The organism is Micromonospora sp. NPDC051227 (assembly GCF_044455385.1).
Classification (GTDB): domain Bacteria; phylum Actinomycetota; class Actinomycetes; order Mycobacteriales; family Micromonosporaceae; genus Micromonospora.
On record NZ_JBITET010000004.1, the window covers coordinates 583,325 to 596,277 of the forward strand.

Here is a 12,953-nt window from a genome sequence, read left to right on the forward strand (position 1 = left end):
CACCAATTGGAGGCTGTGGAGCTGAACCGTTTACGGCATCAGCTCCACAGCCCTCGGCAGTACTGAGTCGACGTCAGCCGCTCGCGGTCAGCCCGTGCAGCCGGCTGACCGCCTCGGTCAGCACCTCCGGGCGCTTGCAGAAGGCGAACCTGACCAGCCGCCGGCCCGCGTCGACGTCGTCGTAGAAGACCTGGGTGGGCACCGCCACCACACCGCAGCGCTCCGGCAACGAGCGGCAGAATTCCACCCCGTCCCGGCCGCCGAGGGCGGTGATGTCGACGGTGACGAAGTACGTCCCCTCCGAGTCGAGCACCGCGAACCCGGCGTCGGTCAGACCACCGACGAGCTGGTCCCGCCGCTGCTGGAGACCGTCCCGGAAGCCGGTGTAGTAGGCGTCCGGCAGGGCCAGCGCCACGGCCACCGCCGGTTGCAGCGGCGCGGCGTTGACATAGGTGAGGAACTGCTTCACCCGGAGCAGCGCCGAGACCAGCGCCGCCGGGCCGCTCGCCCAGCCGACCTTCCACCCCGTGCAGGAGAACGTCTTGCCGGCCGACGAGATGCGCAGCGTCCGCTCCCGCATCCCGGGCAGGCTGGCCAGCGGCACGTGCGGGCTCGACGCGTCGGTGAAGACCAGGTGCTCGTACACCTCGTCGGTGACCGCGTACGCGCCGAACTCCTGACACAACTCGGCGACCTGCGCCAACTCGGCCGGGGTGAAGACCTTGCCGGTCGGATTGTGCGGCGAGTTCAGCAGCACCAGTCGGGTGCGCGGGCCGAACGCCGCACGCAGCGCCGCCGGGTCGAAGGCGTACCGGCCGTCAGCCGAGGGGCGCAACGTCACCGGCCGGCGGACCGCGCCGGCCAACGCGATCGAGGCGGCGTACGAGTCGTAGTACGGCTCGAAGCAGACCACCTCGTCGCCCGGTTCGCACAGCGCGAGGATGCTCGCCGCGACCGCCTCGGTCGCGCCCGCCGTGATCACGATCTCGCTGTCGCTGTCGTACGCCAGGTCGTAGAACCGTCGCTGATGCGCCGCGACGGCCGCGCGCAGGGCGGGGATCCCCGGGCCGGGCGGGTACTGGTTCTGCCCGTTGCGCAGCGCCTCGGCGGCGGCGACCAGCATCTCCGGCGGGCCGTCGGTGTCGGGAAACCCCTGACCGAGGTTGACCGCGCCGGTGCGTACGGCGAGGGCGGACATCTCGGCGAAGATCGTCGTGCCGAACGGCCGCATCCGGGCCACCAGCGGGTCGACATCGGTGCTCGTCGTCACCTGCGCCAGCCTACGGCCATACCCGGCTCGGACCCCAGCCTCACTTGGGCGCGCAACTGGTCGCCCAGTACCCCCGGGTCTTGTCGACGACCGGCTTGCCGGCACCGGTGACCGTGACGGTGCAGTCCAATGGTCTCTCACCCTCATCGTCGGCCCATCTGGCCTCCACCATCACCCTGGTCTTGCCGTTGGTGCGGATGGTGGTGCGCCAGGGCAGCTTCTGGCCGTCGACGTGGATGAGGTCACTCTCGGCGTCGAAGTAAGCCAGGTCGACGACACCCGACCCGCTGAGCTGGTAGACCACCGTCACGGGTGCCGGCCCTGAGGTCGGTCGGGTGATCGGCTTCTTGCTGGGGGTGGGGGACGCGGTGGGCGGCTGCGGCGCGGTGGGTCGCTCCGGGATGATCGGCCCAGCGGTGGGCTCCGTCCAGCCGTCGTCGTCGGGGACGACCCACGGCTCCTCAGCGATCGGGTCCGAGCTGGTCGGGTCGAGCCACAGGCCACCCACGCAGAGGCATCCACACACGAGCAGGACGAGTGCCACGACGGCCGCGACAACGATCCCGACGATCCGCCCGCTGCTCGTGGCCGGCTTGCCGGGGACCGGCGGATAGCCGGGGTAGGCGTACGGCGGCGGATAGCCGGGCGGCGGCCAGCCGGGGCCGGGCGGCGGCCAGCCGGTGCCGGGCGGCGGATAGCCGGGCGACGGCCAGCCGGCGGTCGGCGGCTGCTGGGAGGGCATGGGCCATCCCGCTGGCGGTGGCGATCCGGCCGACGGTGAGCCTGAGGCGTCGGGCGACCACGGGGACGTCTGTGGGTCGGGCGTCCACGGTGTCGCGGACGGTTGTGGCGTCCACTGGGTGGCGGGCGGAGGCGGCGCCCACGGCGCGGCCGGCGGGGGCGGTGACCAGGGGGCCTGCGGTGCCCACGGCTGGCCCGGAGCCAGCGGGTCGGGGGTCGAGAACGGAGCCGAGGGCTGCGATGCCGTCGGATCCGGCGGGGGTGCGGGGGAGGCCGGGTCCGGAACGGATGAGGGGGTTGGGTCGGGCGACGGCGCGTCGGACATGGCTGCTCCGGGCGGGAGTGGGTATGAGACGAACGGGCCGTGGACGGGAGCGCCAAACCCGCCGAGAGACTTCCGCACCCGAAGGCGTGCCGCAACCCCGCCCTGCGGAGCGGGGCGCGAGCGGCCTGTGACGCTCGTCCCGTTGCGGCCGCGTAAGCACTGATCGCTCAGATTCCGTGATTGATAACCCGACTTTCGAGCAACCAACATGAGTGAAACTGGGTTAGGCTGCGGGCCATGTGTGGAATCGTGGGATACGCGGGCGCGCGCCCCGCACTCGGCATCGTCCTCGACGGGCTGCGGCGGCTGGAATACCGTGGCTACGACTCGGCAGGCGTCGCGATCGTCTGCGCCGATCAGCTGCTGACGGAGAAGAAGGCCGGCAAGCTGGCCAACCTGGAGAAGGTGCTGTCCGAGCGGGCCGCCGACGACCCGAGCTCCTGCGCCGCCAGCCCGATCGGCATCGGTGACGGCACCACCGGCATCGGGCACACCCGGTGGGCCACCCACGGCGGCCCGACCGACCGCAACGCCCACCCACACGTCGCCCCCGACGGGCGGGTCGCGGTGATCCACAACGGCATCATCGAGAACTTCGCCAAGCTCCGCGCCGAGCTGGAGGCCGACGGCGTCCAGTTCACCAGCGACACCGACACCGAGTGTGCCGCGCACCTGCTCGCCGCCGCGCTGGCCGATCTGCGCGCCGCCGGCCAGCCGGACAGCCCGCAACTGCTCGCCGCCGGCATGCGCGTGGTCTGCCAGCGACTGGAGGGCGCATTCACCCTGCTCGCAGTCGACGCCGCTGTGCCCGGTGCGGTCGTCGGCGCCCGGCGCAACTCGCCGCTGGTGGTCGGCCGGGGCGACGGGGAGAACTACCTGGCCAGCGACGTGGCCGCGTTCATCGAGCACACCCGGGAAGCGGTCGAACTGGGTCAGGACCAAATCGTGCTGATCACCGGTGACAGCATCGAGATCACCGACTTCGAGGGCCAGCCCGCCGCCGGCAAGGACTTCCACATCGACTGGGACTCCTCGGCCGCGGAGAAGGGCGGCTACGACTGGTTCATGCTCAAGGAGATCGAGGAGCAGCCGCAGGCCATCGCCGACACGCTGCTGGGCCGGCTCACCGAGAGCGGTGAGATCGCCCTCGACGAGGTCCGCCTCAGCGACCAGGATCTGCGCGACGTCGACAAGATCTTCATCGTGGCCTGCGGCACGGCGTACCACGCCGGCATGGTCGCCAAGTACGCCATCGAGCACTGGACCCGGATCCCGTGCGAGGTGGAGCTGGCCAGCGAGTTCCGCTACCGCGACCCGGTGCTCGACCGGTCCACGCTGATCGTTGTCATTTCGCAGTCCGGCGAGACGATGGACACCCTGATGGCGCTGCGCCACGCCAAGGAGCAGAAGGCCCGGGTGCTGGCGATCTGCAACACCAACGGCTCGACCATCCCCCGCGAGTCGGACGCGGTGCTCTACACCCACGGCGGGCCGGAGATCGCCGTCGCCTCCACCAAGGCGTTCCTCACCCAGGTCGTCGCCTGCTACCTGATCGGCCTGCACCTGGCCCAGGTGCGCGGGATCAAGTTCGCCGACGAGGTGGGCGCGGTGGTCGCGCAGTTGCAGGAGATTCCCGGCAAGCTGCGTGAGCTGCTCCACCGGATCGAGCCCGTCCGCGAGCTGGCCCGGGACCTGAAGTCCGAGCCGACAGTGCTGTTCATCGGCCGGCACGTCGGCTACCCGGTGGCCCTGGAGGGCGCGCTGAAGCTCAAGGAGTTGGCGTACATGCACGCCGAGGGCTTCGCCGCCGGTGAGCTGAAGCACGGCCCGATCGCTCTGATCGACAAGGGCACCCCGGTGATCTGCGTGGTGCCCTCGCCGGTGGGCCGGGGCATGCTGCACGACAAGGTCGTCTCCAACATCCAGGAGGTCCGGGCGCGGGGCGCGCGGACCATCGTGATCGCGGAGGAGGGCGACGAGGCGGTCGTCCGGTACGCCGACCACCTGATCTACGTGCCGCGTACGCCCACCCTGCTGGCCCCGCTCGTCACCACTGTGCCGTTGCAGGTGCTCGCCGCCGAGATCGCCGCGGCGCGGGGGCACGACGTGGACCAGCCCCGCAACCTGGCCAAGTCGGTCACCGTCGAATAAGCACCGCCCACGTCCGGAACCCCGGTCGCCGCACCTCGCGGCGGCCGGGGCTTCGTCGTCACCGGCCCAGCACGACACGGGCCATCCCGTCCAGCGCAGGGTTTCCCGCTTCCCAGTAGCCAATGTGCCCGCCGCGGCCGCTGGCGAACACCCGCCCGCCGAAGCCGGGATCGGCCGGGTCATGACCGAACCACAGCTCGTGCCCCGCCCGGCCGGGCCAACCCAGCACGGCGGCGAGTGGTGCCGCGCCGAACAGGGCCCGCCGGCCCAGCTCCTCCGGTGACCGGGCCGCCCGGATCACGTCGTCGGGGGCGCTGCTCGCCCAGACCTCCCCGGGTGGCACGCCCAACTCGGCGGCGTGCGACGCGCCGACACCGGGGGAGCCGACGAAGACCAGCGCGTCGGCGGCCAGGCCGTGCTCCCGGGCGGCCACCCCCACCACCAGCGACCCGTAGCTGTGCCCGAGCACCGTCTGCCGGGCCGGCGGCCCGTCGTGGCTGACGCGCAGCCCCTCCTGGAAGCGGTGCAACGCCGGGCCGGCGTCCCGGGCCTGACCCGTCGAGGCCGCCTCGGTCAGCAGATCCGGAGCGTCGTAGTCCAACCAGAGCACCGCCGCGCTGCGCTCATCCGGGGCGAGCGCGGCGCACCGCTCCAGCACCCGGGCCGCTCTGCCCAGCTCGCCGGAGGCGTCGTCCAGGCCGGCGGTCATCCCCGGCACGTAGGTCAGCACCCGGTCGGCGTGGTCCGGGTCGCCGAGCGCCACCACCGCCCGGCCCTCACCCGCCGGATCCAACCCGAGCAGGTACGCCCGCGGCGCCTCGCCGGCCGTCAGTCGCCCGACCAGCGCGTCCAGACCGGCCAGCCGTCCGGCCACGCCGCGCAAACGGATCAACGCGAGCGGCCCGGACGGCACCCGGGACAGCAGCCGTTGCCGCTCGGCCAGCAGCTCCGCACGCCAGGCGTCGAGCCGTAGCCGGTTGGCCTGGTCGCGGGCGGCCACCGGCAGCCCGTCCAACCGGCCGACCACTGCCGGCTCGCGCGCGATCAGCCACCGTCGCTGCGCCGGAGTCAACCCGGACCACCAGGCGCTGACCAGCGCGGGCGTGGCACCGAGGGCCGGTCGGCCCGGCGGGGGTGGGGACGCCCAACCGGTGCCGGCGGCCCTGGCCAGGTCATCCAACCGGCCGGCGGCGGCCCGGTCGGCGGCGGCTGCCCCGTCGAGCGCGGCCCGCAGGGCCGCGGCCACCCCAGCCGCGGCGACCCCGGCCCGCTCGGTGGGCCGAGACCGGGCGGGATCGACCCGCACCCCACCCGAGCGGTCCACCAGCAGGCCGGCCGCATCGGCCTGGGCGACCGCCTGGGAGAGCCGCGCCTTCGCCACCGCCAGCCCACCGGCCAACTCGGCCAGCACCTGGTCGACCTCGATCAGCGCGGGGGCGATCGAGGTCAGCTCGTCACGCAGACCGCTGAGCCGAGTGCCCGCCGCCGTGGCTGCCGCACCCGACCAACCGCCCCGCAACCGCCCGGTGGCCGTGCGAAGCTCGCCGAGGTGCCGATCGAGTGGTCCGGCCAACCCCGCCCACGCCGCCCCGGCGGCCCGCCACCCACCGGGATCGACAGCCCACAGCTGTCGGTAACCGACGCTGCTCACCGGGGTAGGGAGGCGAACCGGCCGGCGGCCCGGTCGTCCACCGTCTCGTACGCCTCGGCCGCCAACCGGACCCCGCCGGAGGTCGCCGCGACCCGGGCGCCCAGCCCGCAGAACCAGGCGTGCCCGGCCGCCTCCAGCCCGGCCAGCGCCGCGCCGGCTCGCCACCCGGGCGCCGCCACCACCAGCCCGGGTAAACCCGCGAGGCCCAACGCCAACCGGCGCGCCTCGTCGTCGAGCAGGACGGCGACCGCCCGCAACTCCTCCGGCTGGACGGCGAACGGCTCGTCGGTCATGACCACACCCCCGTGGACGATCGGCATCGACGCTCTGACGCTAGGCACGTACCGGAGGCCGCGTGGTGCCTTGTGGACAGCCGACGTCGAGGCGTACCCCGGGTGTCCACAGGCGTTGCCCAGCGCGAGCCCGACGGCTAATCTGCGGCCTCGACCGCCGGTAGGGTGGTGTGGTGATCGTCGCTGTAGGCATCGACGTCGTCCTGGTCGACCGGTTCGCCCGGGCCCTGGCACGGACGCCGCTGCTCGCCGACCGGCTCTTCACCGAGGCCGAGCGGCACACCCGCTCCGGCAGCCCGCGCTCGCCCGAGTCGCTCGCCGCCCGGTTCGCCGCCAAGGAAGCGGTGGCCAAGGCGCTCGGCGCCCCGGCCGGGCTCAGCTGGCACGACTGCGAGATCGTGCCCGACCCGGCTGGCCGCCCCTGGCTGGCCGTCTCCGGCACTGTCGCGGCGGTGGCCGACGCACACGGGGTCAACCACTGGCATCTCTCGTTGTCGCACGACGGCGGGATCGCGTCGGCGATGGTGGTCGCGGAACGATGACGTCGGCCGGGAGGGCCGTCAGGTCCGCCCGCGAACGGAATGGGACACGGTGGCATGAGAGCGGTGTGGCGGGTGGCCGACGTACGGGCGGCCGAAGCGGGGTTGATGGGCACGCTGCCGGAGGGGACGCTGATGCAGCGGGCCGCCGCCGGCCTGGCCCGCCGCGCCGCGCTCCTGCTCGCCGAGCGGGGCGGGGTCTACGGAGGCCGGGTGTTGCTGCTGGTCGGCTCCGGTGACAACGGCGGCGACGCGCTGTACGCGGGGGAGCGGTTGGCCCGCCGAGGTGTCCAGGTGTCCGCCCTGCTACTCACCCCCGGGCGGGCGCACGCCGCCGGCCTGGCCGCGCTGCGAGCCGCTGGCGGCCGGGTCGTGCAGGATCCGGCCGGCCCGGTCGACCTGGTCCTCGACGGCATCGTCGGCATCGGTGGCACCGGCGGGCTGCGGGCGAACGCGGACGACGTGGTCCAGGGCCTCGGCGAGCTGCGCGGACGCGACGGGGAACGGGCCACCGTGCTGGCGGTCGACGTGCCCAGCGGGGTCGCGGTCGACACCGGCCACGTGCCGCTGTCCGCGTCCGGCCGTCCCACCGCGGTCCGCGCCGACGTCACGGTGGCCTTCGGCGCGCTGAACCCCGCCCTGGTGGTCGGGCCGGCCGCCGCGATGGCCGGGCACGTCGAACTGGTCGACATCGGGCTGCGGCCGTGGCTGCGCGGCACCCCGGCGCTGCGGGTCACCGAGTGGTCCGACCTGGTCGACTGGTGGCCCCAGCTGGGCCCGGCGTCGGAGAAGTACACCCGGGGCGTGGTGGGGGTGGCGACGGGCTCGGCGACCTACCCCGGTGCGGCGGTGCTGTCCGTGGGCGGCGCCCTGGCCGGGCCGACCGGCATGGTGCGCTACGCCGGCAGCGCCCGGGCCGAGGTGCTGCACCAGCACCCGTCGGTGATCGCCAGTGGGCGGGTCGCCGACGCGGGCCGGGTGCAGGCCTGGGTCTGCGGCTCCGGGCTGGGCACCGGTGCCGACGCGGCGGCCGAGCTGCGCGCCGTACTGGCCGCCCCGGTGCCCGTGGTGCTCGACGCCGACGCCCTGACCCTGCTGGTGGACGGCTCGCTCGCCGACCGGCTGCGGGGTCGGGACGCGCCCATCGTGGTCACCCCGCACGACCGGGAGTTCACCCGTCTCTGCGGGGAGGAGCCGGGCGCCGACCGGGTCGGCGCCGCGCTGCGGCTGGCCGCCTGGATGAACGCGGTGGTGCTGCTCAAGGGTGATCGCACGGTGATCGGCACGCCGGACGGTCGGGCGTACGTCAACCCGACCGGCACCCCGGCGCTGGCCACCGGCGGCACCGGTGACGTGCTGGCCGGGCTGCTCGGCTCGCTGCTGGCGGCCGGGGTACCCGCCGATCGGGCCGCCGCCTCGGCCGCGTACCTGCATGGGCTCGCCGGGCGGGAGGCGGCCCGGGGTGGGCCGGTGACCGCGCCCGACGTGGCGACCGCGCTGCGCCCGGTGCTGGCCCGGCTGGGCTGAACGGCGCGGTTCCGGGTGCGGTGACCGGATCGCCGCGTCGGGGCGTGCGTCGCCGCCCGCGGTGATCACGGCGGAAAGTAGGCTGGGTACATGTGGCAGGCCGAGGTACGCGTCGATCTTGACGCCATCCGCGAGAACGTGAGCAGGCTCCGCTCCGGCACCACCGCCGAGTTGATGGCAGTGGTGAAGGCCGACGGGTACGGCCACGGCATGCTTCCGGCCGCCCGCGCGGCGCTCGACGCCGGCGCTGACTGGCTCGGTGTCTGCACCCTCGACGAGGCGCTCACCCTGCGCCGGGCCGGGGTGTCAGTGCCGGTGCTGGCCTGGCTGCTCGCCCCCGGGTTGCCGCTGCACGAGGGGGTCACCGCCGGGGTGGACCTGGGCGCGGCCAGCCTGGCGCAACTGGACGAGATGATCGAGGCGAGTCGCCTCGCCGGGCGTCCCGCCCGCCTGCACCTCAAGATCGATACGGGGCTGTCCCGGGGCGGTGCGACAGTCGCCGACTGGCCCGCGCTGCTGGACGCCGCCGCGAAGGCCCAGGCCGATGGCCTGGTCGAGGTGGTCGGCGTGTGGAGCCACTTCGTGTACGCGGACTCGCCCGGCCACCCCACCACCGACCGCCAACTGGCCGTCTTCCACGAAGGGCTGGCCATGGTCGAGCGGGCCGGGCTGCGACCGCGCTGGCGGCACCTCGCCAACTCGGCCGCCACCCTCACCCGCCCGGACACCCACTTCGACCTGGTCCGCCCCGGCCTGGCCATCTACGGGCTGTCCCCGGTGGCCGGCGAGACGTACGGGTTGCGGCCGGCGATGACCGCCCGCGCCCGGGTGATGCTCACCAAGCGGGTGCCCGCCGGCACCGGTATCTCCTACGGGCACGCCTACACCACGGAAGCCGACGCGAACCTGGCCGTGGTGCCGCTCGGGTATGCCGACGGGGTTCCCCGGCACGCGTCCAACACTGGCCCGGTGCAGCTCGGCGGCGTACGCCGGACCATCTCGGGGCGGGTCTGCATGGACCAGTTCGTGCTCGACTGCGGCGACGACCCGGTGGCCGACGGCGACGTGGCGACGCTCTTCGGCAGCGGTGCCGACGGCGAACCGACAGCGGACGACTGGGCCGAGGCGGTCGGCACTATCAACTACGAGATCGTCACCCGGTTCGGCGGCACGCGGGTGCCCCGGGTCTACGACGGCGAGAAACCATGAGTTACCGCATTCCACGTCCACGGACGGCCGCGGGCCGGGTCGCGGGGATCGTCGGCGCGGCGGTGGGGGTGGCCGCGGCGGGTCTGGCGGCCGGCGTTGCGACCGAGCGGACCCTGGTCCGCCGGCTCAAGGCCGACCCGGCCGACCGCTACGCGCACGAGACGTTCGACCAGCAGCGGTACGACGAGGCGTTCCGCCTGGAGTTGCCGGACGGCACCGACATCCACGTCGAGGTGGTCGAGCCGACCCGGCCGGTGCCGGGGCGACCGACCGTGGTGCTGGTGCACGGCTTCTGCCTGGACATGGGGACGTTCCACTTCCAGCGCCAGATGCTCGCCGCCCGCGGTGACTACCGGATCGTGGCGTACGACCAGCCCGGTCACGGCCGGTCCGGCCGGCTGGAGACCGGCGAGTACGACCTCGCCGTGCTCGGCCGGACGCTGCGCCAGGTGATCGACCGAACCGCCCCGGACGGGCCGCTGGTGCTGGTCGGCCACTCGATGGGCGGCATGACGATCATGGCGTTCGCCGAGCTGTTCGGAGAGCTGTTCGGTGACCGGGTGGTGGGCACCGTTCTGATGGCCACGTCGGGCGGGCTCGTCGCGGAGACCAAGCTGGTCGCGCCCGCGTTGCTCGGCCGGGTCGGTGGCCCGGTGCTCTACATGGTCAGCAACGCCACCCGGTACGGCGGGCCGGTGATCGACAAGGCCCGCAAGTCGACGTCGAACGTGGCCTGGTTACTGACCCGCAAGTACGGTTTCGGCACCCGCAAGCCCAGCCCGTCGCTGGTGTCCTACGTGGAGACGATGAACTCCCGGACGTCGGCCGACACGGTGACCCGCTACCTGCGGACCCTGGCCACCCACTCGCGCTTCCCGGCGCTGGCGGCGCTGGCGGCGACTCCGGTGCTGGTGGTGGTCGGCGACAAGGACATGATCACCCCGGTGACCCACTCCGAGGAGATCGTCCGCCGGTTGCCGCACGCCGAGTTCGTGAAGATCAAGGACAGCGGTCACGTGGTGATGTTGGAGCACGCGGACGAGGTCAACGCCGCCCTGGCGCGGTTCCTGGAGTCATTGCAGAGCGTGGAGGAACGGTGAGTCACGTCGTCAAGCTGCCGACCGTCGAGGACACTCGGGACTTCGGCCGGCGGCTGGCCGAGCTGCTGCGCGCCGGCGACCTGGTGCTGTTGACCGGCCCGTTGGGCGCCGGCAAGACCGCACTCACCCAGGGCATCGGCGCCGGGCTCGGTGTCCTCGGGGACATCACCTCGCCGACCTTCGTGATCGCCCGGGTGCACCGCCCCGATCCGGGCCGGGGCGGTCGGGTGGCGCTGGTGCACGCCGACGCGTACCGGTTGGGTGACGCCACCGACCCGCGCGCCGAGATCGACGACCTGGACCTCGACGCGTCGGTGGACGACTCGGTGACAGTGGTGGAGTGGGGCGAGGGCCTGGTGGAGCAGTTGGTGGACGCGCACCTGCGGGTTCGCATCGACCGCCGCGACGACGACACCCGCATCGTCGAGCTGGACCCGATCGGCGGCGACTGGGCCCGGCGGCTCGCCCACCTGGGCTAGGTCGGTGGCTGTCGTACCCGATGCCTAGAGTGCGGGGGACCGACCCGCGCTGTGAGAGGTTCCCCATGCCCGACGACGCTCCCGCCCTGGATCTGCTGGCTCTGCTGCCCGAGCAGTGGCGCACCGTGCTCACCACGCACCTCGACCCGGCACGCACGGCCGCGCTGGGCGAGTTCGTCGCCCGGGAATACGCGACGCAGACGGTCTTCCCGCCGCTGGAGGATCTGTTCTCGGCATACCGGCTCTGCCCGCCGCAGGGCACCCGGGTGCTCATCCTCGGGCAGGATCCCTACCACCGGGCCGGGCAGGCACACGGGTTGAGCTTCAGCGTCCGCGACGGTGTGACGGTGCCGCCGTCGTTGCGGAATGTCTTCAAGGAGCTGGGCGAGGACGTGGGCGTCCCCAAGCCGCGCAGCGGCAACCTCGACGGGTGGGCCGCCCAGGGGGTGCTGCTGCTCAACGCGGTGTTGACCGTCCGGCAGGCCACCCCGGGCTCGCACGCCAACGCCGGCTGGGAAGAGTTCACCGACGCGACCATCCGGGCACTGGACGCGGCACCGGACCGGGTGGTCTTCCTGCTCTGGGGTGGCTACGCCCGCAAGAAGGCCGCGCTGGTCACCAATCCGCAGCATGTGGTGCTGGAGGCCGGCCACCCCAGCCCGATGAACCCGCGCGGCTTCCTCGGTAGCCGCCCGTTCAGCGCCGCCAACAAGGCACTAGCCGACGCCGGCCTGCCCACCATCGATTGGGAGCGCACCGCCGGCTGAGCCGCTCGTCGACGTCCTACCTTCGGTTCGGCCGGCAGTTGGCTCAGCTGTCGCTGGTCAACTGTCGGTCCCGGTAGCGGCGCAACAGCTGCGCGGCGCGTGGCTCGCTCAGCTCCAGCTCGATGAGCGGCACCACCTGGTAACTCCGCCCACCGTGGCACACCTCGATCGTCTCGGGCAGCTCGTCGCACATGGTGGCCCTGATCTCCCCGTACCGGGTCGACCACAGGTGTTCGCCCGGCTCCTCGGGCTCCAACCACACCCCGCCGAACTCACCCCAACGGGCGTTCCACCGCTGCCCGTAGTTCGTCTCCAGCCAGCGGGTGAACGGCTTGGAGTCCTGCCAGCGCAGGGCGATCTCCAGCGCGTCGACCGGCACCGGCGCGCCCTGTAGCAACGCTGCGCTGCAACCGGTGATCACCTGCGGGAAGTCCGTCAGTCGATCCAGCAGTCGATCCAGCCCCAGCCCGTCGATCCGCTCGGCGATCGGCCGGGCGGCCAAGCCGTCGATCCGGGCGTCGAGGTGCGCGTCCAACGGCTCGACCCCGATGACCAGCTGCACGTCCATCGCGGCAAACAGTCGCTCCAGCACCGGGATTGTGGGCGCTCGCTCACCACGTTCGCACCGGGCCACAACGGCCTGGTCGACCTCGGCCAGGGCGGCCAACTGACGCTGGCTCAGGTCGCGCAGATGTCGTTGATGTCGCACGGCAGTGCCGAGCAGGGTGACGAGGCGAGTCGATGACACCCCGGCATGGTGGGCCACGGGCGAGATTCCCGCGATCCCGCTGCGGCAGGTCGGCGGCTCGCGGCGCGATCCGCATCCGAGAAATCGCCGAGCGCATGGCCTGGCGGGGCTTACCCCCATGAGCGTGATGTCTGTGAGTCATCACGATGACTC

At 73.2% G+C, this 12,953-nt stretch carries 12 protein-coding genes; 7 read left to right on the plus strand and 5 right to left on the minus strand.

The genetic code is table 11. The features are described 5' to 3' along the window. Positions 1–73: 73 nt before the first annotated feature. Together ACIA47_RS14265 and ACIA47_RS14270 are read right to left on the minus strand one after the other, a co-directional pair. Positions 74–1,270, minus strand: a complete 1,197-nt coding sequence (locus ACIA47_RS14265) for a pyridoxal phosphate-dependent aminotransferase (RefSeq protein WP_396708024.1) — start codon at positions 1,268–1,270, stop codon at positions 74–76. A 40-nt stretch (positions 1,271–1,310) separates the two neighbouring features. Next, positions 1,311–2,012 carry an MmpS family transport accessory protein gene (locus ACIA47_RS14270; protein WP_396708026.1) on the minus strand — a complete coding sequence of 234 codons (702 nt, stop codon included), beginning with the start codon at positions 2,010–2,012 and terminating at the stop codon, positions 1,311–1,313. Positions 2,013–2,573: 561 nt separating this feature from the next. On the opposite strand from ACIA47_RS14270, the gene glmS reads away from it, so the two are divergent. Beyond that, positions 2,574–4,487 (plus strand): glutamine--fructose-6-phosphate transaminase (isomerizing), encoded by a 1,914-nt coding sequence (gene glmS / locus ACIA47_RS14275; protein ID WP_396708028.1) that lies wholly within the window; start codon positions 2,574–2,576, stop codon positions 4,485–4,487. Between the two features lie 58 nt (positions 4,488–4,545). Here glmS and ACIA47_RS14280 read toward each other — a convergent pair whose 3' ends face one another. Beyond that, a complete protein-coding gene (locus ACIA47_RS14280; protein WP_396708030.1) occupies positions 4,546–6,138 on the minus strand; it encodes an alpha/beta hydrolase in 1,593 nt (530 codons plus the stop codon). Beyond that, positions 6,135–6,431, minus strand: a complete 297-nt coding sequence (locus ACIA47_RS14285; protein ID WP_396708032.1) for a hypothetical protein — start codon at positions 6,429–6,431, stop codon at positions 6,135–6,137. The genes ACIA47_RS14280 and ACIA47_RS14285 overlap by 4 nt, the downstream gene beginning before the upstream one ends. 173 nt (positions 6,432–6,604) lie before the next feature. Between ACIA47_RS14285 and ACIA47_RS14290 the strand changes: the two genes are divergently transcribed. The 6 genes from ACIA47_RS14290 to ung all read left to right on the plus strand — a co-directional run bounded on the left by ACIA47_RS14290 (position 6,605) and on the right by ung (position 12,052). Continuing rightward, positions 6,605–6,973: a holo-ACP synthase gene (locus ACIA47_RS14290; RefSeq protein ID WP_396708034.1), complete on the plus strand. Its 369-nt coding sequence runs from the start codon at positions 6,605–6,607 to the stop codon at positions 6,971–6,973. Between the two features lie 54 nt (positions 6,974–7,027). Continuing rightward, positions 7,028–8,497, plus strand: coding sequence for an NAD(P)H-hydrate dehydratase (locus ACIA47_RS14295; protein WP_396708036.1), 1,470 nt, complete (start codon positions 7,028–7,030; stop codon positions 8,495–8,497). A gap of 90 nt (positions 8,498–8,587) precedes the next feature. Continuing rightward, positions 8,588–9,706 (plus strand): alanine racemase, encoded by a 1,119-nt coding sequence (gene alr, locus ACIA47_RS14300; RefSeq protein WP_396708038.1) that lies wholly within the window; start codon positions 8,588–8,590, stop codon positions 9,704–9,706. Next, a complete protein-coding gene (locus tag ACIA47_RS14305) occupies positions 9,703–10,806 on the plus strand; it encodes an alpha/beta fold hydrolase (RefSeq protein WP_396708040.1) in 1,104 nt (367 codons plus the stop codon). The genes alr and ACIA47_RS14305 overlap by 4 nt, the downstream gene beginning before the upstream one ends. Further along, positions 10,803–11,285, plus strand: a complete 483-nt coding sequence (gene tsaE, locus ACIA47_RS14310) for a tRNA (adenosine(37)-N6)-threonylcarbamoyltransferase complex ATPase subunit type 1 TsaE (protein ID WP_396708042.1) — start codon at positions 10,803–10,805, stop codon at positions 11,283–11,285. Before ACIA47_RS14305 ends, tsaE begins: the two co-directional genes overlap by 4 nt. A 65-nt stretch (positions 11,286–11,350) precedes the next feature. Continuing rightward, positions 11,351–12,052, plus strand: a complete 702-nt coding sequence (gene ung / locus ACIA47_RS14315) for a uracil-DNA glycosylase (protein ID WP_396708044.1) — start codon at positions 11,351–11,353, stop codon at positions 12,050–12,052. Between the two features lie 43 nt (positions 12,053–12,095). Here the strand turns inward: ung and ACIA47_RS14320 are convergent, their stop codons facing one another. Beyond that, complete coding sequence (locus ACIA47_RS14320) at positions 12,096–12,800, minus strand: helix-turn-helix domain-containing protein (RefSeq protein ID WP_396708046.1); 705 nt, start codon at positions 12,798–12,800, stop codon at positions 12,096–12,098. Between the last annotated feature and the right edge of the window lie 153 nt (positions 12,801–12,953).

Bases quoted from the DNA above. Each gene is read 5' to 3' on its own strand.
- glmS (WP_396708028.1), top strand. From the start codon at position 2,574: ATGTGTGGAATCGTGGGATACGCGGGCGCGCGCCCCGCACTCGGCATC.
- ACIA47_RS14295 (WP_396708036.1), top strand. From the start codon at position 7,028: ATGAGAGCGGTGTGGCGGGTGGCCGACGTACGGGCGGCCGAAGCGGGG.
- ung (WP_396708044.1), top strand. From the start codon at position 11,351: ATGCCCGACGACGCTCCCGCCCTGGATCTGCTGGCTCTGCTGCCCGAG.
- ACIA47_RS14270 (WP_396708026.1), bottom strand. From the start codon at position 2,012: ATGCCCTCCCAGCAGCCGCCGACCGCCGGCTGGCCGTCGCCCGGCTAT.
- ACIA47_RS14305 (WP_396708040.1), top strand. From the start codon at position 9,703: ATGAGTTACCGCATTCCACGTCCACGGACGGCCGCGGGCCGGGTCGCG.
- ACIA47_RS14285 (WP_396708032.1), bottom strand. From the start codon at position 6,431: ATGACCGACGAGCCGTTCGCCGTCCAGCCGGAGGAGTTGCGGGCGGTC.
- alr (WP_396708038.1), top strand. From the start codon at position 8,588: ATGTGGCAGGCCGAGGTACGCGTCGATCTTGACGCCATCCGCGAGAAC.